Raw genomic sequence first — 20,178 nt, forward strand, 5'->3', positions numbered from 1 at the left:
GTCAGGCGTACGTCGGCTGGCGCAGGTGGTGCACGACCTCGTGGAACTGCCCGCGTACGTCCTCGGGCAGCCAGATCACGTGGTTGGACACCGAGGCGAGGTCGACGTCCTCCTGCAGCGTGACGACGTCGACGACCTGCCTCGGGAAGTCGCGCTCGCGCTCCTCGAACTCCAGCAGGGAGACGCGAACCGTCACGCCGAACGAGTTGGGGTTGACCAGTCCGATGCCCCAGAAGTCGGCGGGCTCGTCGGTCGCCTTCTGCTCGAGGTCGATCATGACGCTGCGGGTGTCCTGCTCGAGCGCCGGATGGTCGATCTCCTCGACCGCGGCCAGCTCGACGCGTACGCCCCGGACCTGACGGCTGCCGGGGCCGTCGAACCGCAGGATGTCACGCAGGGTCCCGCCTGCGGGGAGCAGCGGACCACCGAGGTGCGAGCCGTTGACGGTCTGCGTCACGACGTTGGGCAGCTCGTGCCCGTAGACGCTGATCGGCGTGAAGGCCAGCGTCGGGACGACCGACACCTCGGTGTGGTTCTCCACCGTGAGGACCTGGTCAGGACCGCCGTCGGTCGCGACCGGGACGTACGTCAAGGAGAACGGGCGCTTCTCGCGGGGTTTGCGTCTCACACGACGAGCCTAGGGCGTGGACCCGAGCGACGTTTTCGCGCCGTGCGATGCAGCGCCTAACCTAGAGGCATGTCCGTCGAGTCCCTCTTCCCGCGCCTGGAACCGTTGCTGCCGTCTGTCGGCAAGCCCATTCAGTACGTCGGCGGCGAGCTCAACGCGACGAGCAAGGAGTGGGACTCCGCGCAGGTGCGCTGGGCGCTGATGTATCCCGACGCGTACGAGGTGGGGCTGCCCAACCAAGGTGTGCAGATCCTCTACGAAGTCCTCAACGAGCGCGACTGGATCCTGGCGGAGCGTACGTACGCGGTGTTCTCCGACATGGAGAAGGTCATGCGCGACCACGACATCCCGCAGTTCACGGTCGACGCGCACCGACCGGTCAGGGCGTTCGACCTGTTCGGCGTCTCGTTCTCGACCGAGCTCGGCTACACCAACTTCCTGACGGCGATCGACCTCGCCGGCATGCCGCTCCACGCGGTCGACCGGGGCGACGACGACCCGATCGTGATCGCCGGCGGCCACTCGGCGTTCAACCCCGAACCGATCGCGGACTTCCTCGACGCCGCGGTGCTCGGTGACGGCGAGGAGATCGTGCTGGCGATCAGCGAGGTCGTCCGCGAGTGGAAGGACGAGGGTCGCCCCGGTGGGCGCGACGAGGTGCTCATGCGGCTCGCGAAGTCCGGCGGCGTGTACGTCCCGAAGTTCTACGACGTGGCCTACCTGCCCGACGGCCGCATCCAGCGCATCGTGCCCAACCGTCCCGGTGTCCCGTGGCGCGTCGCGAAGCACACGCTGATGGACCTCGACTCCTGGCCGTACCCCAAGAACCCGTTGGTCCCGCTCGCCGAGACCGTGCACGAACGCTTCAGCGTCGAGATCTTCCGTGGCTGCACGCGTGGCTGCCGGTTCTGCCAGGCCGGCATGATCACCCGGCCCGTGCGCGAGCGCTCGATCGAGGGCATTGGCGCGATGGTGCAGAACGGGCTCGACAAGACCGGCTTCGAGGAGGTCGGCCTGCTGTCGCTGTCCAGCGCCGACCACACCGAGATCGGCGAGGTCGCCAAGCAGCTCGGCGACCGTTACGAGGGCACCAACACCTCGTTGTCGCTGCCGTCGACCCGCGTCGACGCCTTCAACATCACGCTGGCCAACGAGTTCAGCCGCAACGGCCGCCGCTCGGGTCTCACGTTCGCGCCCGAGGGCGGCAGCGAGCGCCTGCGCAAGGTCATCAACAAGATGGTGACCGAGGAGGACCTGATCCGTACGGTCGCCGCTGCCTATTCGCACGGCTGGCGTCAGGTCAAGCTCTACTTCATGTGCGGCCTGCCGACCGAGACCGACGACGACGTCATGCAGATCGGCGAGCTCGCCAAGCGCGTCATCCAGACGGGTCGCGAGGTGTCGGGCCGCAACGACATCCGCTGCACCGTGTCCATCGGCGGGTTCGTGCCCAAGCCGCACACGCCGTTCCAATGGGCCTCACAGCTCGATCACGAGACGACTGACGAGAGGCTCAAGAAGCTGCGTGACGCGGTGCGCGCAGACAAGCGTTACGGCAAGGCGATCGGCTTCCGCTACCACGACGGCAAGCCCGGCATCATCGAAGGACTCCTGTCCCGCGGCGACCGTCGCGTCGGCCGGGTCATCGAGGCGGTGTGGCGTGACGGTGGCCGCTTCGACGGCTGGAGCGAGCACTTCTCGTACGACCGCTGGGCCGACAAGACCGCCGAGGCGCTGGCCGACGAGCCGGTCGACCTCGACTGGTACACCGTCCGCGAGCGCGAGTACGCCGAGGTGCTGCCCTGGGACCACCTCGACGCCGGTCTCGACCGCGACTGGCTGTGGGAGGACTGGCAGGACTCGCTCAACCCCGACGGCGCCCTCGAGGTCGAGGACTGCCGCTGGACGCCGTGCTTCGACTGCGGCGTGTGCCCGCAGATGGACCTCGAGATCCAGATCGGCCCCACCGGCAAGAACCTCCTGCCGCTCACGGTCGTCTGAGACCGTCTTAGGGCGGCTCAGTCGCAGGTCAGGGAGAAGATAGGGCATCTGTCCGATGTGGCGACCCCACCTTAGAAATCACGATGGAGACATCGAGATCGAAGGAGTGGTCACCATGACTGCATCGGAATACGTGGAGTCCACGCTCTACCGCCAGCGTGAGCAGGAGATGAACCTCCGCAACGAGCGCCGGCGCGTCGTCCTGGAACGCCAGGGCGTACGGGCGAAGGCCCGTCGGGCGCCCGGCGGTCGGGGTCTCTCCTACACCGTGCGGCACCGGTTGGCAGAGCTGTTCTCGGACGCTCCGGCGCATGGCTGACGGCCGACGCGAACCAGACGATTCTGTGGGCGGGAGGTGGCACGATGAGGTCGTGCACCTCCCGCCCTCCAGCGCCGCGTTGATCGGCCGCGACGCCGACCTGCGCGAGCTCGACGCGCTCTTTGCGCAGGTCGTGGCCGGTGAGCCGAGGGCCGTCGTCGTGGCCGGCGAGGCCGGCATCGGCAAGAGCAGGCTGCTCGCTGAGTTCACCACCCGCAACGCCGATTCGGCCCGCATCCTGCGGGGGCAGTGCGTCGACCTCGGCGAGGTCGCCACGCCATACGCGCCCGTCACCGCAGTGCTGCGCGAGCTGGTCGACCAGGCCGGCACCGAGCGCGTGCTCGAGGCTGCCGGCCCGGGGTGGGACACGATCGGCGTCCTGCTCCCCGAGCTCAGCGACCATGTCGCCGGCGGAGCCAACGAGAACCGGCTCCACGAGGGCGTGGCGCTGCTGCTCGAGCACTTCGCGCGCGAGCGTCCCGTGATCGTCGTGATCGAGGACCTGCACTGGGCCGACGAGGCGACGCTGACGGTGCTGCGATTCCTGCTGCGCGCCGTCGCGTCGGGCCCGATCATGATCGTCCTGACCTATCGCAGTGACGACGTCCATCGTGGCCACCCGCTTCGGGTGTTCCTCACCGAGATCGAGCGCGGCCGACGAGCCAAGCGGCTCGAGCTCCGCCGCCTGACACGCGCTCAGGTCCGCAAGCAGGCGCACTCGATCCTCGGGCGTACGCCCAGCTTCGATCTCGTCGAGAGCGTCTTCGAGCGCAGCGAAGGGGTCCCGTTCTTCGTCGAGGAGCTCGTCGGGTGCGAGGACGCCGTGCTGCCCGAGACGTTGCGCGACGTGCTGTTGGCGCGCTACGAACGGCTCGACGACGCGACCCAATACTTCCTGCGCGTCGTCTCCGCAGGCGGCCTCCGCGTCGAGCACGAGCTCGTCGAGGAGGTGTTCGACCGCGGTCCCGAGCAGCTCGACGCCGCCGCGCGGGCGTCGATCGTGGCCAACGTGCTGGTGGTCGACGACAGCGCCTACACGTTCCGGCACGCGCTCGTACGCGAGGCGGTGCACGGCGACCTGCTGCCGGGGGAGCGCAGCCGGTTCCACGCCCGCTACGCCGAGGCGCTCGCCGCGCGTGAGAAGCCCGGTGACATCACCGAGATCGCCTATCACTGGCACGCGGCCAACAACCACGCCAAGGCATTCCCCGCCAAGCTCGCCGCGATGCGCAGCGCCTCACAGGCCTACGCCTACGCGACCGCGGCACAGATGGGCGAGCGGGCCCTGGAGATCTGGGACGCGGTCGAGGACGCCGAGGCGGTCGCCGGCATGCCGAGGTCCAGGCTCATGGGCAAGGTCGCTGCCTACTTGCACACGGCCGGGGAGCCCGAACGTGCCCTTGCGACGGTCAACCTGGCGATCTCGCTCGGCGACGTCGATGGCCCTGACCTCGCGCGTCACCTGATGCTCAAGGCGCAGTGCCTGCACAACATCGCCAAGCTCGGCTCGATCCCGTTGCTGCGCGAGGCTCTCGAGCTGGTCCCACCGGGTGTCAACGAGTCGCTGCGAGCGACGATCCTCTATCGCCTGGCTGCCCGCTACATGATCGAGGGCGCCGAGCCCGACGCCGTCGAGATCGCCACCCAGGCGTTGGACCTCGCGCTCGAGCTGGGCGATCCCGAGGCAGCGTCCGTGGCGTCCAACATCCGCGGTGTGGCACGGGCGCATCGCGGAGACGTCGACGGCGGCGTGGCCGACCTCGAGCGCGCCAAGGAACTGGCCGAGGGCAACGACGACGCACTCCTGCGGTTCCGGGTCAACTACTCCGACATGCTCAACCTGCTGGGCCGCTACGACGAGTCCGTGGCGGTGGCCGACGAAGGGCTCGACCGCTCGCGCGAGCTCGGCGTCGAGCGCAGCTCTGGTGCGATCCTCGCGTCCAACATGATCGACCCACTGTTCGCCCGTGGCGACTGGGAGCGCGCCGCACGCCTGCTGGACCGGGTGATCGCGCTCTCGCCACCGTTGACCTTCCGGGTCTACCTGCTGCAGTCCAAGGTCTGGTCGACGCTGTGGCGCGGTGAGCTCGAGGCGGCCGAGCGGATGTTCACGCACTGGAGCCCGCACATGGTCGCCCTCTCCGAGGTCGAGATCCAGACTCGGCTCCAGTACGTACGCCTCGCGGGCGAGCTCGCGCTCTCGCGTGGTGACGCCGCCACCGCGTGGTCGCACCTGTCGCGGGTGATCGCGCCGGACTTCCACTCCCAACCCGGCCATGCGCTCGTGATCTACGCCCAGGTCGCCCGTGCCCTGGCGCGCCTGCGCGACGCGGGCGATGCCGACGTCGACCTCGAGGACGCCGAACGGTGCCTCCGGGCGAGGCTCGACGCCGACTCGTTCTGGCCGACCGCGGGCCCCTGGTCGGCAGTCGTCGATGCCGAGCTCGGCGGCGCTTCGCGCACCGGCGACGGCGTTGCCGAGTGGCAGCGTGCGCTCGAGGGCGTGCAGACGTTGCCGGCCCAGAACGGCCCCTACCTGCTCCTGAGGCTCGGCATGGCACAGCACGGCGCGGGCCAGAGGTCGGAAGCGGTCGAGACGCTCGAGCAGGCGATCGACGCCGCCAAAGCCCTGGGCGCCGGGCTGATCACCAACCAGGCACGAGCCTTCGCTCAGCGCGCCGGACTGCCGCTCGGAGGCACCCCCGGACGTCACGAGGCCGGATCGGTCGAGCTCACGGCCCGCGAGCAGCAGGTGCTCGACCTGATCGCCGAGGGCCTCACCAACCGGCAGATCGGCGAGCGGCTGTTCATCAGCGTCAAGACCGCGAGCGTCCACGTGTCGGCGATCCTGCGCAAGCTCGGAGCGTCGAGCCGCACCGAGGCGGCCATGATCGCCGAGCGGTCCACCATCCGCGTCTAGGGCGTCTCCGTCGCGGATGAGCCGGCGCCTAGGTAGGTCTGAGGTACCTCAGACCTGCCTAGGCCCAGGACCTGCGCGGAAGTTAAGGCATCCGCCCGATGTGAGGGGCCCACCTCAGCGACGAATGTAGGTGATGTCGAAAGACACTCCACCGAAAGGGAGACCATCATGATCACCGACTACATCGCCCAGGTCGACAACCAGCAGCGCGAGCGCCAGCTCGTCCAGACGATCGAGCGTCGCCGGTCGACCGCCGAGCGCGTCGCCGCTCAGCGGTTCAACGGAGATCGCCTGGCCCTCATCGCTCACCTGGCCCGCACGGCACGCGCCACCCGCGCCGTCGCCGCCCGTCCCGTCAGCTGCTGAGTCCGCGCGGCCCGTGACCGAGGGTGTCCTCGAGCATCACGGGCCGTGCGACGAACCACCCCGCAACACCGATCACAGCAGTCAGCGACATCAGGGCTGCGAGCGGCGCCGTCCACGAGCCCGTGGCATCGTGCAGCACCCCAGCACCCAACGGCCCGATCCCGGCGATCAGGTAGCCGGGCCCCTGGGTGAAGACCGACAGCGCCGTCGTTCCGGCGGCCGTCCGGGTCCGCTTGCCGATCATGGTCAGCGTCCAGGTGAACGCGCCGCCACCGAGACCCAGGAGCACCGCCCAGAGCCACGTCGTCGTGGTCGGGGCGACCAGCACCCCCAACCAGCCGCAGGCGGTCACCACCGCGAAGGCGACCGGCAGGACCGGTCGCTCGTCGACGATCCGCATCAGCCACGGCAGCGCGAGCGTCAAGGGGATCCCCACTCCACTCAGCAGCCCCAGCATCGCCCCCGCGCGTGCGTCACTGAGCCCGGCGTCCGTCAGGATTTCCGGCAACCAGCCGAACTGGGCGTACGCCATCGCCGACTGGGAGCCGAACAGCACGAGCATCGCCCAAGTGAGAGGCGATCGCAGCACGTCGCGTGAGGCGAGCCGGGCCGACCCCGTCGGGTCCGTACGCACGTCGTGGCGCAGGAACGCCAGCCAGGGCAGCAGGGCGACGAACGCCAGACCGGCCCACAGGCCCAGGCCCTGACGCCAACCGCCGAGAGCATCGGAGAGCGGCACGGTCGAGATCGACCCGAGGCTGGCACCGGCCATCAGTGATCCGCCGTAGAGCGCGCTCATCAGACCGACGCGGTCCGGGAAGTGCACCTTGACCAGCGGCGGAAGGATGATGTTGCCCATGGCCGCGCCGGCCAGGGCCACCGTCGTGAACGTCATGAACAGGGCCGTGTTGTCGACCACCGCACGCAGCACGAGACCCACCGTGATCAGCGACAGGACGAGCGCGGCCGTACGGTGCAGGCCGAGTCCCTTGACGACCCCGTGGGCGCCAACGCCGAACGCGGCGAAGCAGACGACCGGCACCGTCGTGACGATGCCGGCCACGGCTGTCGACATGCCGAGGTCGTCGCGCACCGAGCCCAGCACGACACCGAGGCTTCCCACAGCGACCCGCAGGTTGAGCGCCAGCAGCACGATCGCGGCGCCGACGAGCAGTCGGCCCTTGGTCGACGGGGAACGAGGGTCAGCCACGAGGCCCCATTCAACTCCTCCGACGCGCGGGTAGCCTCGTCGGGTGACAACCCTCGAAGGGACGCCCAACCCCGAAGCCCCCAACCCGCAGCTGCCGATCGTGCAGAAGCTGCGCATCCGCTACGCCAAGCGCGGTCGTCTGCGGTTCACGAGTCACCGTGACTTCGCCCGGGCCTTCGAGCGTGCCGTGCGCCGCGCGGGCATCCCGATCGGCTTCTCCTCGGGGTTCACGCCCCATCCCAAGATCTCCTACGCCAACGCGTCGCCGACGGGCGCGGCGAGCGAGGCGGAGTACCTCGAGATCGGCATGACCCGGCCGTGTGACCCCGACGAGGTACGCGCCTCGCTCGACTCCGCCCTGCCTGACGGCCTCGTCATCGTCGACGTCGTCGAGGCCAAACCGGGGTCCCTGGCCGACCGCCTGCAGGCGAGCTCGTGGGAGATCGCCCTGCCGGGGGTCAGCGCCGAACACGCCCAATCAGCGGTCGAGGCGTTCCTCGCGACCAACGAGGTCCTGATCGAGCGGATGATGAAGCGCGGGCTTCGTACGCTCGACTGCCGCGACGCGGTGCTGGCCCTGTCCGCGCGTTCCGACGGGTCCCGCACCGGCCCATGTGCGATACTGGCTGTGGTTGTACGACACGACACACCGTCGATACGACCAGACGACGTTCTCGCCGGACTCCGATCCAGCGGTGGCCTCGAGCTCGAGCAGACGCCCATCGCGACTCGCTTGGCCCAGGGCCCTCTGGATTCAGAGACCGGCACGGTGGGCGATCCATTTGCCTTCGACCGCGACGCATCCTGACGGGTGTCGACCGCGGCGGTGAATGTGGGAGCTGATGTGACAGACCAAAGTTCGCCGTCAACTCCCCGGCGCGTGGCGCTGGGGTTGACCGAAGGCTTAAGGCCCGCTTGCCGGGCCGCAGACGTGCCCAGGCCGATCTCGATCGGCCTCGGGCGAAGGAGAGCACATGCTCGACGACAACGAAACACCCGCTGAATCCACCACCGAAGCACCGCCCGTACGTCGCAGGGCCGCCGGCCGACCCGCCGGACCGCCCGCCGCAGTCAGCTTTTCCGCACCTGTCGCGCCGGCCAAGGCCAAGCCGGCCAAGGCTGAGGCGCCCAAGGCCGACCCGGCCAAGGACGACGCTCCCGCCGAGCCGCGTGCCAAGAAGGCGGCCGCCAAGACGGCGGCCAAGGACGAGCCGGCCGCCGAGGACACCGCAGAGGTCCCCGCCAAGCGAGCTGCCAAGAAGACGGCCGCCAAGAAGACCGAGCCCAAGGCCGACGCCGACGAGGTTGCACCGGTCTCCGCGACCGCGGCGATGTTCAAGGCGCCCGAACCGGGCCTGGCCCCTGCGCGTCCCAAGCCGGTGCAGAACGAGTCCGACAATGATGCGGACGACGAGGACGACGACGACCCGGACGCACCCAAGCGGCGCCGTCGCAGCCGTGGCGGCCGCCGTCGCCGCAAGGGTGACAGCGAGGGCGACGAGGTCTCCAACGAGACCGACAGCGACAACGACTCGGACGACGACTCCGATGATGACGGCAACGGTGGCACGCGTCGCCGTCGTCGCCGCGCACGCGCCGGCGAAGGTGCCGACGCCTCGCCGGACGACCCCGAGAACACCGTCGTCAGGGTCCGCAACGGACGCACGGCCGAGGACGAGATCACCGGCGTCGCCGGGTCGACGCGCCTCGAGGCCAAGAAACAGCGCCGCCGCGAGGGCCGCGAGGCCGGCCGCCGTCGCGCCCCGATCGTCTCCGAGGCCGAGTTCCTGGCCCGTCGCGAGTCGGTCAAGCGCGAGATGGTCGTCCGTCAGCGCGACGACTACACGCAGATCGCCGTGATCGAGGACAACGTGCTCGTCGAGCACTATGTCGCTCGCGAGTCCCAGATCTCGATCATCGGCAATGTCTACCTCGGCAAGGTCCAGAACGTCCTGCCCAGCATGGAGGCCGCGTTCGTCGACATCGGCGCCGGCCGCAACGCCGTGCTCTACGCCGGTGAGGTCGACTGGACCACGTTCGGCAACGGCAAGCAGCGCAAGATCGAGGACGCGCTCAAGCCCGGCCAGACGATCCTCGTCCAGGTGTCCAAGGACCCGATCGGCCAGAAGGGCGCCCGGCTCACCAGCCAGATCAGCCTGCCCGGACGCTTCCTCGTCCTCGTGCCCGGCGGGCAGACCAGCGGGATCTCCCGCAAGCTGCCCGAGAACGAGCGGGCTCGCCTCAAGACCCTCCTCAAGGAAGTCCTGCCCGACGACACGGGCGTCATCGTGCGCACCGCCGCCGAGGGAGCGACCGAGGAGCAGCTGACCCGCGACGTCACGGCGCTGTCGGCGCGGTGGCAGGTCATCGAGGGCAAGGTGGCAGCCGGCAAGGCGCCCGAGCTGCTCTACTCCGAGCCCGATCTCATGATCAAGGTCGTGCGCGACCTGTTCAACGAGGACTTCCACGGTCTGGTCGTCGAAGGCGACGACGCCTGGGACATGATCAAGGGCTACATCGACCACGTTGCTCCCGACCTCGCCGAGCGGGTCAAGCGCTGGGAGCACCCCGACGGCCAGGATGCCTTCACGGCCTACCGGCTGGACGAGCAGATCCACAAGGCGCTCGATCGCAAGGTGTTCCTCCCGTCGGGCGGCTCCCTCGTGATCGACCGCACCGAGGCCATGACCGTCGTCGACGTCAACACCGGCAAGTACACCGGCTCCGGGGGCAACCTCGAGGAGACCGTGACCAAGAACAACCTCGAAGCCGCTGAAGAGGTCGTCCGCCAGCTCCGGCTGCGCGACATCGGCGGCATCATCGTCGTCGACTTCATCGACATGGTGCTCGAGAGCAACCGTGACCTCGTGCTGCGCCGGCTCGTCGAGTGCCTCGGCCGCGACCGTACGCGTCACCAGGTCGCCGAGGTGACGTCGCTGGGACTCGTCCAGATGACGCGCAAGCGCATCGGCACGGGACTGCTCGAGTCGTTCAGCCACGAGTGCGAGCACTGCCACGGCCGCGGCGTCCTGATCCAGGACGTTCCGGTCGAGCCCAAGAAGGACGAGCAGCGTCGCGGTGGCCGTGGTGGCCGTGGTGGCGGCGGAGGTCGCGGCAACGGCAACCACGGCGGCAACGGCAACCAGGGCGGCAACGGCAGCCACGGTGGCAGCGCCAAGGGCGGCGACTCCGCCAAGAGCGAGGCGCCCGAGGCCAAGTCCGCAGACAGCAAGCCGGTGGACAGCAACGAAGCATCCGCGGACACCAAGCCGGCGGACACCAAGCCGGCGGACGCCAAGCCCGCCGACAGCAGCTCCACTGACGACAAGCCCGAGGTCGAGGCTGCGGCCCCGGCCAAGAAGACCCCCCGCAAGCGCGGCTCGGCGTCCAAGCCGGCCGGCCCTCCGCCGTCGGTGGAGCCACCGTCCGCGCAGGCGGGCAGCACGACTTCTGAGCCTTCTGGACAGTCCGGGGACGCCCCCGTTTTGACCAGCGAGGGTCAGGCTCCGTAAACTAGTCCTTCGGTGCGCTCTGCGTGCCGTTCTCGCGCGTCCCGCTCTTCGAGCGGGCGTGCCCCCAGAGCTGAAACGAGTGAGGAATCCCGTGGTGTACGCAATCGTCCGCAGTGGCGGCAACCAGCAGAAGGTAGCCGTCGGCGACGTCATCCAGATCGACAAGGTCGCACAGGCCGAGGGCGAGACGCTGTCCCTTCCCGCGGTGCTGTTCGTCGACGGCGACACGGTCACGGCCGACGCCGACTCGCTCGCCAAGATCACGGTGACCGCCGAGGTCCTGGGCCTCTCCAAGGGTCCCAAGATCGTGATCCAGAAGTACAAGAACAAGACCGGCTACAAGAAGCGTCAGGGTCACCGTCAGAAGTACACCCAGGTGAAGATCACCGGGATCAAGAAGTAGGGGACTGAGCACATGGCACACAAAAAGGGCGCAGCCTCCACCAAGAACGGCCGCGATTCCAACTCACAGCGCCTCGGCGTCAAGCGCTTCGGCGGTCAGCTCGTCAACGCCGGCGAGATCATCGTCCGCCAGCGTGGCACGCACTTCCACCCCGGCACCAACGTCGGCCGTGGCGGCGACGACACGCTGTTCGCGCTCTCCGCTGGTGCGGTGGAGTTCGGCCGTCGTCGTGGACGCAAGGTCATCAACATCGTCCCGGGTGTCCCGGCGGAGTAGTCCGAGCGAACACTCTCTTTGAAGGGGCAGTCCGCAGCTGCGGACTGCCCCTTCGTTCCATTTCAAGCCGAACAGGCGAGTTCTGGCCCTGACCGGGCCCCCAACGAAAGGAGCGGCCGGTGGCTGTCCCCAGCTTTGTCGACAAGGTCACGCTCCACGTCTCGGCGGGCTCCGGCGGTGACGGTGTGGCTTCGGTCCACCGCGAGAAGTTCAAGCCGCTCGGCGGTCCCGACGGTGGCAACGGTGGGCACGGTGGCGACGTCATCCTGCGCGTCGCAGCCGATGTGACGACCCTCGTGGACTACCACCACGAGCCCCACCGCAAGGCCACCAACGGCGCCCCCGGCGCCGGCAGCAACCGCAGCGGCAGCAACGGCGAGGACCTCGTGCTGCGCGTGCCTGAAGGCACCGTCGTACGCAGCGAGGACGGCGAGGTGCTGGCCGACCTCGTCGGGCCCGGCACGGAGCTGGTCATCGCCGCCGGAGGCCGGGGTGGACTGGGCAACGCAGCCCTCGCCTCCTCCAAGCGCAAGGCGCCCGGCTTCGCGCTCAAGGGCGAGCCCGGCGATGAGCTGACGTTCACGCTCGAGCTCAAGGTCGTCGCCGACATCGGCCTGGTGGGATTTCCCAGTGCCGGCAAGTCCAGCCTGATCGCAGCGCTGTCCCGCGCCCGGCCCAAGATCGCCGACTATCCGTTCACGACCTTGGTGCCCAACCTCGGGGTGGTCTCAGCGGGCTCCACAACGTTCACGGTCGCTGACGTGCCGGGTCTCATCGAAGGCGCGAGCGAAGGCCGCGGCCTCGGTCACGACTTCCTCCGCCATGTCGAGCGTTGCGCCGCGTTGGTGCACGTCATCGACTGCGCCACGGTCGACCCCGGGCGCGATCCGTTGACGGACCTCGACGTGATCGAGGCAGAGCTCACCAAGTACGCCGAGGCGACCGGCAGCGACCTCAACGACCGGCCACGGCTCGTCGCGCTCAACAAGACCGACGTCCCGGACGCCCAGGAGATCGCCGGGTTCGTCCGCGCCGACCTCGAGGCGCGCGGGCTCGATGTCTTCGACGTCTCCGCAGCGAGCCACGCCGGTCTGCGCGAGCTGTCGTTCGCGATGGCCGAGATCGTCGCCTCGCGCCGTGCCGCGACGCCGGTCGCCGAGGTCACCCGCATCGTCCTGCGGCCCAAGGCCGAGGCCGGGGTGGGCCGTGAGTTCACGATCACGCAGCGCGACGGCCAATGGGTCGTGCGCGGTGACAAGCCCAAGCGGTGGGTGCGGCAGACCGACTTCAGCAACGACGAGGCCGTCGGCTTCCTCGCGGACCGGCTCAACCGGCTCGGCGTCGAGGACGAGCTGCTCAAGCTCGGGGCGAGGGCCGGCGACGACGTCATCATCGGCGACGAGAACGACGCCGTCATGTTCGACTTCGATCCCCAGATCCCCGCCGGTGCCGAGGTCCTCGGCCGACGTGGCGAGGACCTGCGCATCGACCAGTCCGACCGGCGCACCAACGTGCAGCGTCGCGAGGAGCTCGCCGCCCGACGGGCGTACGAGGCCGAGAAGCGCGAAGCCCGCGAAGAGGGCCGCGAGCCTGGCTGGGACTTCCCCGAGGACGATCCGTCCCTCATCGATGACCCTGCGGACGGTGAGCTCGACGACGAGGACCCGCGCTGATGGCCCGGATCGTCGTCAAAGTGGGTTCGTCGTCACTCAGCTCGGCTGAGGGCGGCCTCGACGGGGAGCGCGTCGACGCCCTGGTCGACGCCTTGGCGGCCGGCCGCGAGCGGGGCGACGAGATCGTCCTGGTCAGCTCCGGCGCCATCGCTGCCGGCCTGGCTCCGTTGTCGCTGCCTCGCCGACCCCGCGACCTCGCGACACAGCAGGCGGCCGCCAGCGTTGGCCAAGGTGCCCTGATCGCGCGCTATGCCCAACGCTTCGAGCGCCACGGTCTCGTCGTCGGGCAGGTGCTCCTCACCGCCGACGACGTGACACGGCGCAGCCACTACCGCAATGCCTACCAGACATTCGCCCGCCTGCTGGAGCTCGGCGTCGTGCCGATCGTCAACGAGAACGACACCGTCGCCACCAGCGAGATCCGCTTCGGCGACAACGACCGCCTCGCAGCGCTCGTCTCGCACCTCGTCCACGCCGACCTGCTGGTCCTGCTGTCGGACGTCGACGGTCTCTACGACGGCGACCCGCGTCGTGAGGGCGCTGTGATCGTGCGTGACGTCCGCGGCGAGACCGACATCGCCGAGCTCGACATCGTCCGCCCGAGTGCCTCGGCGATCGGCACCGGCGGCATGGTCACCAAGATCGAGGCGGCCCGCATCGCGACCGGCGCCGGCATTCCCGTGGTGCTCACGGCAGCCTCCCAGGCCTCAGCTGCGCTCGAGGGTCAGCCTGTCGGCACGAGGTTCCATCCCACCGGGCGCCGCCGGCCGACCCGTCTGTTGTGGCTCGCGCACGCCAGCAACACCAAGGGCTCGGTGCACCTCGACGCCGGAGCCGTGCGCGCCCTCACGGTCCGCAAGGCCTCGCTGCTCCCGGCCGGCATCACCGGCGTCACCGGCACGTTCGTGGCCGGCGACCCCGTCGACCTGGTCGGGCCTGACGACGTCGTGATCGCTCGCGGCATCGTCAACTACGACAGCGCCGAGCTGCCCTCGCTGCTGGGGCGGTCGACACGCGATCTGGCGGCCGAGCTCGGCGCCGAGTACGAGCGCGAGGTCGTGCACCGCGACGACATGATGGTGATCTGACGATGCCTTCTAGGATTGCCGCATGAAGGACCAGGTCCACGACGCAGCGCGGCGCGCCCGTGTCGCCGCAGCCACCCTTGCGGTGACTCCGCGCGCTGGCAAGGACGCGGCTCTGCAGGCCATGGCGGACGCACTGGTCGCCGGCACGGAGACGATCGTCTCGGCCAACGACCTCGATGTCGAGACCGCCCGCGCCGCAGGCACCGGCGAGAACGTCATCGACCGGCTTCGCCTCGATCCTGCGCGGGTGGCGGCGTTCGCCGACGGGCTCCGTGACATCGCCGCGCTGCCTGATCCGGTGGGTGAGGTCGTACGCGGTGCGACCCTCGCCAACGGCCTGCGGATGCAGCAGATCCGGGTCCCGATGGGTGTGATCGGCATGATCTACGAGGGTCGTCCCAACGTGACCGCCGACGCCGCCGGCATCTGTCTCAAGGCCGGCAGTGCCGTGCTCCTGCGCGGCTCCTCGTCCGCGGCGCGGTCCAACGCCGCGATCATCGAGATCATGCGTGGTGCCCTCGACGGGGTCGGGCTGCCGCCCGATGCGATCCAGATGATTCCGGCCGACGACCGCTCCTCGGCGACGCACCTGATGCAGGCGCGAGGACTGGTCGACCTCGTCATCCCTCGAGGCGGCGCCGGACTCATCCGCGCTGTGGTCGAGGAGTCGACGGTGCCGGTCATCGAGACCGGTGTGGGCAACTGCCACGTCTATGTCGACGCGGACGCCGACCTCGACATGGCGCTGCAGATCGTCCTCAACTCCAAGACCCACCGGACCAGCGTGTGCAACGCCGCCGAGTCGTTGCTGGTGCACAAGGCCGTCGCCGACACCTTCCTGCCCACCGTCGTCGCGGCGCTGCAGGATGCCGGCGTCACGATCCACGGAGACGCGTCGTTCTGCGCGGTGCGGCCCGACATCGTGCCCGCCACCGAGGACGACTACGCCGCCGAGTACCTCTCGCTCGACATCTCGGCGCGCGTCGTGGACTCGATCGACGACGCGATCGACCACATCCGTACGTACTCGTCAGGGCACACCGAGGCGATCGTGACGTCGTCGCTTGCCGCCTCGGCTCGCTTCACCTCAGGCGTCGACTCCGCAGCCGTCATGGTCAACGCCTCGACGCGGTTCACCGACGGTGGCGAGTTCGGGTTCGGGGCGGAGATCGGCATCTCGACGCAGAAGCTGCACGCGCGGGGCCCGATGGGGCTGACCGAGATGACGACGACCACCTACGTCGTCACCGGCGCCGGACACGTGCGATAGATTGGCGCCATGTTCTCGAACCTCGTGGCGGCCGAAGAGCCCCTTCGCGACATCGGCATCGACCCCTACGCGGTCGGCGGCATCGCCCTGGCGATCCTGATCGTCCTGGTGCTCGCGCTGCTGTCCTTCGGCAAGGGTCGCGAGCACTCCTGAAGGGCATGGCCCGCCGCGACGGCGACGAGCGCCGACGCATCGGCATCATGGGCGGCACGTTCGACCCGATCCACCACGGTCACCTGGTCGCCGCGAGCGAGGTGCAGTCGTGGTTCGACCTCGACGAGGTCATCTTCGTGCCCACCGGCGAGCCCTGGCAGAAGGCCGACCGTGAGGTCTCGCCGGCCGAGCACCGCTACCTCATGACCGTGATCGCCACGGCCGCCAATCCCCGGTTCGAGGTCAGCCGCGTCGACATCGACCGCAGCGGGGCGACCTACACGATCGACACGCTCCGTGAGCTGACCGCGTTGCACCCCGACGCCGACCTATACTTCATCACCGGCGCCGACGCCATGGCCGCACTGCTGACGTGGCAGGACCACGAGGAGCTGTTCGAGCTGGCGCACTTCGTGGGCTGCACCCGTCCCGGCCACGAGCTGACCGACGTGACGCTCGAAGGCCTGCCGCGCGACCGCATCACGCTCGTCGAGATCCCTGCCCTCACGATCTCGTCGACGGACTGCCGTCATCGCGTCGCGAGCGGTGAGCCGGTCTGGTACCTCGTGCCGGACGGCGTCGTCCAGTACATCGGCAAGCACGAGCTCTACTCGAAGGAACTGGCATGACCGCGACAGAACGAGCCGTCGAGCTGACCCAGGCGGCGGCCACTGCGGCCGAGGACAAGCTCGCCCAGGACATCATTGCGTTCGACGTCTCCGAGCTGTTGGCGATCACCGACGTCTTCCTCCTGTGCTCGGCCTCCAGCCCACGGCAGGTCCGGGCCGTCCAGGACGCCGTCGAGGAGCGCATGATCGAGCTGGGTGCCAAGGCCGTACGCCGTGAGGGTGAGCGCGAGGGTCGCTGGGTCCTGCTCGACTTCGCCGACGTCGTGGTCCACATCCAGCACCAGGACGAGCGCGTCTTCTATGCCCTCGAGCGGCTCTGGAGCGACTGCCCCGTGGTGCCGTTGTCATGACGACCCGCCAGGTCATCCTGTGGCGGCACGGCCGGACGTCCTGGAACGTCGAGGGACGCGTGCAGGGGCAGAGCGACATCCCGCTCGACGAGGTCGGTCTGGAGCAGGCCAGGGCCGCGGCCGCGCGTCTGGCCGCCCTGCGGCCCGATCGCATCGTGAGCTCGGACCTCGTGCGTGCCGCTGACACAGCGCGCACCTTGGGCGACCTCACCGGCACCAAGGTCGAGCTCGACGTACGTCTTCGGGAGCTCAACTTCGGCGAGCGCGAAGGACTCACGTGGCGCGAGGCGTGGGACCGGTTTCCCGACGGCATGAAGGCCTGGGTCGAGGGAGACGAGACGCAGATCCCCGGCAGCGAGACACATCGCCAGGCGGGGGAGCGGTTCGCCGCTGCCCTGCACGACCTGCTCGAAGACCTGCCCCCGGACGGCGTGATGGTCGTCGTGGCGCACGGGGCTGTCCTGCGTACGGGGGCGTGTGCGTTCCTCGAGATTCCCGAGGCGCACTGGAGCACGTTCGGCGGGCTCGGCAACTGCGCTTGGTCGGTGCTCGAGGAGTCGCGCCACAAGGACTGGTTCCAGTGGCGGCTCACGGAGTGGAACGCCGGAACGCTGCCAGAACCGGTCATGTCCGACGACGAGTGACCCGGTTTGGGCATGAGCAGGGTCAGCGGCTAACATTGGCGAGGCCCAACACACGGGCTGCAGCGGGGCATTGGCGCAGTTGGTAGCGCGCTTCCATGGCATGGAAGAGGTCAGGAGTTCGAATCTCCTATGCTCCACAAGATCGGCCAGCACCGCACGCCCCTTCGCACTCCGGAGGGGCGTTCGTGCGTCGCGAGTCCGTCGATTGCGGGGGACGCCCTAGGCTGGTCCTCGCCCACGTCCCACCAGGAAGGCCCCGCCACCCGTGCTCGCCCGCATCAGTCTCGGCATCGCCGCCATGATGGCCGGGGTGATCATCGTTGCCGCGTACGTGAACGACCGTGAGAGCGAAGGCAGCCTGATCCCCGTGGCCACGGGGGAGAAGGCACCGGCCGGGTTGGCGCGGTTCTACGACCAGAAGCTCGACTGGACGCCTTGCGAGCGGTCGCTGTGCACCTGGATACGCGTGCCGCTCGACTACGACAAGCCTGCCGGTTCGTCGATCCGCCTCAGGGTCAAGCTGCGTCCGGCGTCGTCGGGCAAGGCCGAGGGCAAGGTGTTCATCAACCCGGGAGGCCCGGGTGGCTCAGGCGTCGGGTTCGTCGACACGTTCTCGTCCCTGACGTCCAAGGACCTGCTGGAGAAGCGCGACATCGTCGGCTTCGACCCGCGCGGCGTCGGGCAGAGCGACCCGGTGAGGTGCGAGACCGACGAGACGTTCGACAAGCTGATCGCGCTGGACCCCGATCCCGACACGCTCAAGCTCGTCGACAAGCTCGGGAACGGCTTCCGCAAGCTCGGCAAGGCGTGTGTCAAGAACTCCGGAGCGCTCGCGTCGCACGTCACGACCGAGGAGGCCGCGCGCGACCTCGACGTGCTGCGCGCGCTGATGGGGGAGAAGAAGCTCGACTACTACGGCGCGTCCTACGGCACGCAGCTCGGCGCGACGTACGCCGACCTGTTCCCGAAGCACGCCGGCGCCATGATCCTCGACGGCGCCGTGGATCCCTCGCGCAACAAGGAGCGCCAGGGGTTCGACCAGGCCAAGAGCTTCCAGCGTGAGCTCAAGGCGTACATCGCCGCCTGCCTCGAGGACGGCGACTGCCCGTTGGGCGAGGACCAGAAGGCCGCCAACGACAACATCCTCGAGCTGCTCGGCGCGCTCGAGGAGAAGCCGATCAAGACGCGCTTCGACCGAGAGCTGACCAAGGGCGCCGCGATCTACGGCATCGCCTACGCGATGTACGACCCTGACAGCTGGAACGTCCTGACGACAGGTCTCGTACGCGCGGGTTTCGGCGACGGCAGCATCCTGCTGACCCTCAGCGACCAGTACTACGGGCGGCGCCAGGACGGCACCTACCGCGACAACAGCGCGCAGGCCTTCTTCGCGATCCGCTGCCTGGACTTCCCCAAGGCTCCAGGTGACGGAGACATCGCGCGGTCGCTGCCCGATTATCACGAGGTGTCGGCTGTGTTCGGCGGCGTCATGGCGTGGTCTGCTGCCGAGTGCCAGGACTGGCCGGCCACGTCCGAGCATCCGCAACGGACCGTCCATGCCGAAGGTGCGGGTCCCATCGTCGTGATCGGCTCGACTCGCGACCCGGCCACGCCGTACGCATGGTCCAAGGCGCTGGCGAAGGACCTGGCCTCCGGGATCCTCGTGACGCGCAAGGGCGACGGCCACACGGGCTACGGCGTCGGCAACCCCTGCATCGACGGCGTCGTCAACCGCTATCTGCTGTTCCACGAGCAGCCCACCGGGGCGGTGACGTGTGATGACACGGAGTGAGGGCGGCGCTCGGCGGGCGCCCAAACGGCGCAGCGACCCGGTTGGCCCGCACACTGGGGCGATGAGGACTCGATTGCGACTCGCGCTGCTTGCGACGTTCGTCATCGGCCTCGTCCTCTCGGGCCTCGGCTCCGTCGTGGCCAAGTCGCCCGAGCAGCGGGACCAGATCAACGCCGCAGACCGTGTGGCGCAGCGCTTCGAGGCACGGGTCGACGACCACGTGATGGCGGCGGCAGAGAAGATCAAGAGCCAGCACGATGCCGACCAGGACGGCTACCCGGCGTTGCTCGAGGTCGTGCAGGACCAGATCGCCGACGCGCCACGGCTGCGGCCAGGCGGCACGACGGCCTACGGGCGAGACCACAGCAACGACTACCAAGACGCCGACAACCACCGTGCCTCCGCCGTGGCGCCGTTGAAGGACCTCGAGGCCTACCTGCGGGCGCAGGCCATCCCGAACTCGAAGTTCATCGCGGCGGGCAAGAAGCTCGTGGCCCTGCGACCCGGGACGCTCCTCGGCGACGAGGCCGTCGTCAACGGCGACCCGCTTCGCGAACGCGTCCTCCCGGCGTACGAGAAGGCCCGCGACCGCATGAAGGACCAGGACGCGCCCAAGGGCGCCGAGCTGCTGAGGCTCGACCTCATGACGTACGCCAACGACATGGTCTCGATGACCAAGGACGGCGCCAAGAAGATCGACGAGCAGAAGGCGTTCTACTTCCAGCTCGGCGACCGGCCCGTGGAGCTGTTCAAACGGCTCGCGGCGATGGAGACAGCCATTCAGGTGCAGGTGACGCAACAAGTTGAGATCGTTGCGGCTGCCCAATAACGCGCGGACATCCCAATCGTTGATTACTGTGTAGGAAGTCCGTGTGCCGATCATGATTTTCGACATGCGGACTGGATGTCTCGGAACTGACGCGTGTGTGGTAATTTTTGAGCGC

At 69.0% G+C, this 20,178-nt stretch carries 19 protein-coding genes and 1 tRNA gene; 18 read left to right on the plus strand and 2 right to left on the minus strand.

Annotation, left to right across the window (positions count from 1 at the left end; genetic code table 11):
- Position 1 precedes the first annotated feature (1 nt).
- Positions 2–628: a hypothetical protein gene (locus tag ASC61_RS13940; protein WP_056212864.1), complete on the minus strand. Its 627-nt coding sequence runs from the start codon at positions 626–628 to the stop codon at positions 2–4.
- Positions 629–697: 69 nt separating this feature from the next.
- On the opposite strand from ASC61_RS13940, the gene ASC61_RS13945 reads away from it, so the two are divergent.
- The 4 genes from ASC61_RS13945 (at position 698) to ASC61_RS13960 (ending at position 6,234) form a co-directional block, all read left to right on the plus strand.
- Positions 698–2,629: a TIGR03960 family B12-binding radical SAM protein gene (locus ASC61_RS13945; RefSeq protein WP_056212866.1), complete on the plus strand. Its 1,932-nt coding sequence runs from the start codon at positions 698–700 to the stop codon at positions 2,627–2,629.
- Positions 2,630–2,744: 115 nt separating this feature from the next.
- Positions 2,745–2,948 carry a hypothetical protein gene (locus tag ASC61_RS13950; protein WP_157439499.1) on the plus strand — a complete coding sequence of 68 codons (204 nt, stop codon included), beginning with the start codon at positions 2,745–2,747 and terminating at the stop codon, positions 2,946–2,948.
- Between the two features lie 52 nt (positions 2,949–3,000).
- Positions 3,001–5,868, plus strand: coding sequence for an ATP-binding protein (locus ASC61_RS13955; protein WP_056212869.1), 2,868 nt, complete (start codon positions 3,001–3,003; stop codon positions 5,866–5,868).
- A 168-nt stretch (positions 5,869–6,036) separates the two neighbouring features.
- Positions 6,037–6,234, plus strand: a complete 198-nt coding sequence (locus ASC61_RS13960) for a hypothetical protein (protein ID WP_056212871.1) — start codon at positions 6,037–6,039, stop codon at positions 6,232–6,234.
- Here the strand turns inward: ASC61_RS13960 and ASC61_RS13965 are convergent.
- Positions 6,224–7,444 (minus strand): MFS transporter, encoded by a 1,221-nt coding sequence (locus ASC61_RS13965; protein ID WP_056212872.1) that lies wholly within the window; start codon positions 7,442–7,444, stop codon positions 6,224–6,226. The two genes, ASC61_RS13960 and ASC61_RS13965, sit on opposite strands and share 11 nt — an antisense overlap.
- Positions 7,445–7,487: 43 nt before the next feature.
- Between ASC61_RS13965 and ASC61_RS13970 the strand changes: the two genes are divergently transcribed.
- From ASC61_RS13970 to ASC61_RS14030, 14 genes are all read left to right on the plus strand, one after another.
- Positions 7,488–8,252 (plus strand): TIGR03936 family radical SAM-associated protein, encoded by a 765-nt coding sequence (locus tag ASC61_RS13970; RefSeq protein WP_200935458.1) that lies wholly within the window; start codon positions 7,488–7,490, stop codon positions 8,250–8,252.
- A 166-nt stretch (positions 8,253–8,418) separates the two neighbouring features.
- Positions 8,419–10,956 (plus strand): Rne/Rng family ribonuclease, encoded by a 2,538-nt coding sequence (locus ASC61_RS13975; RefSeq protein ID WP_056212874.1) that lies wholly within the window; start codon positions 8,419–8,421, stop codon positions 10,954–10,956.
- Between the two features lie 94 nt (positions 10,957–11,050).
- Positions 11,051–11,359 carry a 50S ribosomal protein L21 gene (rplU, locus tag ASC61_RS13980; RefSeq protein WP_056215701.1) on the plus strand — a complete coding sequence of 103 codons (309 nt, stop codon included), beginning with the start codon at positions 11,051–11,053 and terminating at the stop codon, positions 11,357–11,359.
- 12 nt (positions 11,360–11,371) lie between these two features.
- Positions 11,372–11,635 carry a 50S ribosomal protein L27 gene (rpmA, locus tag ASC61_RS13985; protein ID WP_056212877.1) on the plus strand — a complete coding sequence of 88 codons (264 nt, stop codon included), beginning with the start codon at positions 11,372–11,374 and terminating at the stop codon, positions 11,633–11,635.
- Between the two features lie 119 nt (positions 11,636–11,754).
- On the plus strand, positions 11,755–13,308 hold the full coding sequence (obgE, locus tag ASC61_RS13990) for a GTPase ObgE (RefSeq protein ID WP_056212878.1): 1,554 nt from the start codon (positions 11,755–11,757) through the stop codon (positions 13,306–13,308).
- Positions 13,308–14,396 carry a glutamate 5-kinase gene (proB, locus tag ASC61_RS13995; RefSeq protein WP_056212880.1) on the plus strand — a complete coding sequence of 363 codons (1,089 nt, stop codon included), beginning with the start codon at positions 13,308–13,310 and terminating at the stop codon, positions 14,394–14,396. Before obgE ends, proB begins: the two co-directional genes overlap by 1 nt.
- Before the next feature lie 22 nt (positions 14,397–14,418).
- Positions 14,419–15,666, plus strand: a complete 1,248-nt coding sequence (locus ASC61_RS14000) for a glutamate-5-semialdehyde dehydrogenase (protein WP_056212882.1) — start codon at positions 14,419–14,421, stop codon at positions 15,664–15,666.
- A gap of 9 nt (positions 15,667–15,675) precedes the next feature.
- Positions 15,676–15,819 carry a hypothetical protein gene (locus ASC61_RS20125; protein ID WP_200935459.1) on the plus strand — a complete coding sequence of 48 codons (144 nt, stop codon included), beginning with the start codon at positions 15,676–15,678 and terminating at the stop codon, positions 15,817–15,819.
- Between the two features lie 5 nt (positions 15,820–15,824).
- Positions 15,825–16,448 (plus strand): nicotinate-nucleotide adenylyltransferase, encoded by a 624-nt coding sequence (gene nadD / locus ASC61_RS14005; RefSeq protein ID WP_082530675.1) that lies wholly within the window; start codon positions 15,825–15,827, stop codon positions 16,446–16,448.
- Entirely contained in the window at positions 16,445–16,798 is a 354-nt protein-coding gene (gene rsfS, locus ASC61_RS14010) for a ribosome silencing factor (protein ID WP_056212884.1), read from the plus strand. Before nadD ends, rsfS begins: the two co-directional genes overlap by 4 nt.
- On the plus strand, positions 16,795–17,442 hold the full coding sequence (locus ASC61_RS14015) for a histidine phosphatase family protein (RefSeq protein WP_056212886.1): 648 nt from the start codon (positions 16,795–16,797) through the stop codon (positions 17,440–17,442). The genes rsfS and ASC61_RS14015 overlap by 4 nt, the downstream gene beginning before the upstream one ends.
- Before the next feature lie 64 nt (positions 17,443–17,506).
- Positions 17,507–17,579 (plus strand) — tRNA-Ala (locus ASC61_RS14020).
- 128 nt (positions 17,580–17,707) lie between these two features.
- Positions 17,708–19,234: an alpha/beta hydrolase gene (locus tag ASC61_RS14025; RefSeq protein ID WP_056212889.1), complete on the plus strand. Its 1,527-nt coding sequence runs from the start codon at positions 17,708–17,710 to the stop codon at positions 19,232–19,234.
- 61 nt (positions 19,235–19,295) lie between these two features.
- Entirely contained in the window at positions 19,296–20,063 is a 768-nt protein-coding gene (locus ASC61_RS14030) for a hypothetical protein (RefSeq protein WP_157439500.1), read from the plus strand.
- Positions 20,064–20,178 lie beyond the last annotated feature (115 nt).

It is taken from the genome of Aeromicrobium sp. Root344 (genome assembly GCF_001425755.1).
Taxonomy (GTDB): Bacteria; Actinomycetota; Actinomycetes; order Propionibacteriales; family Nocardioidaceae; genus Aeromicrobium.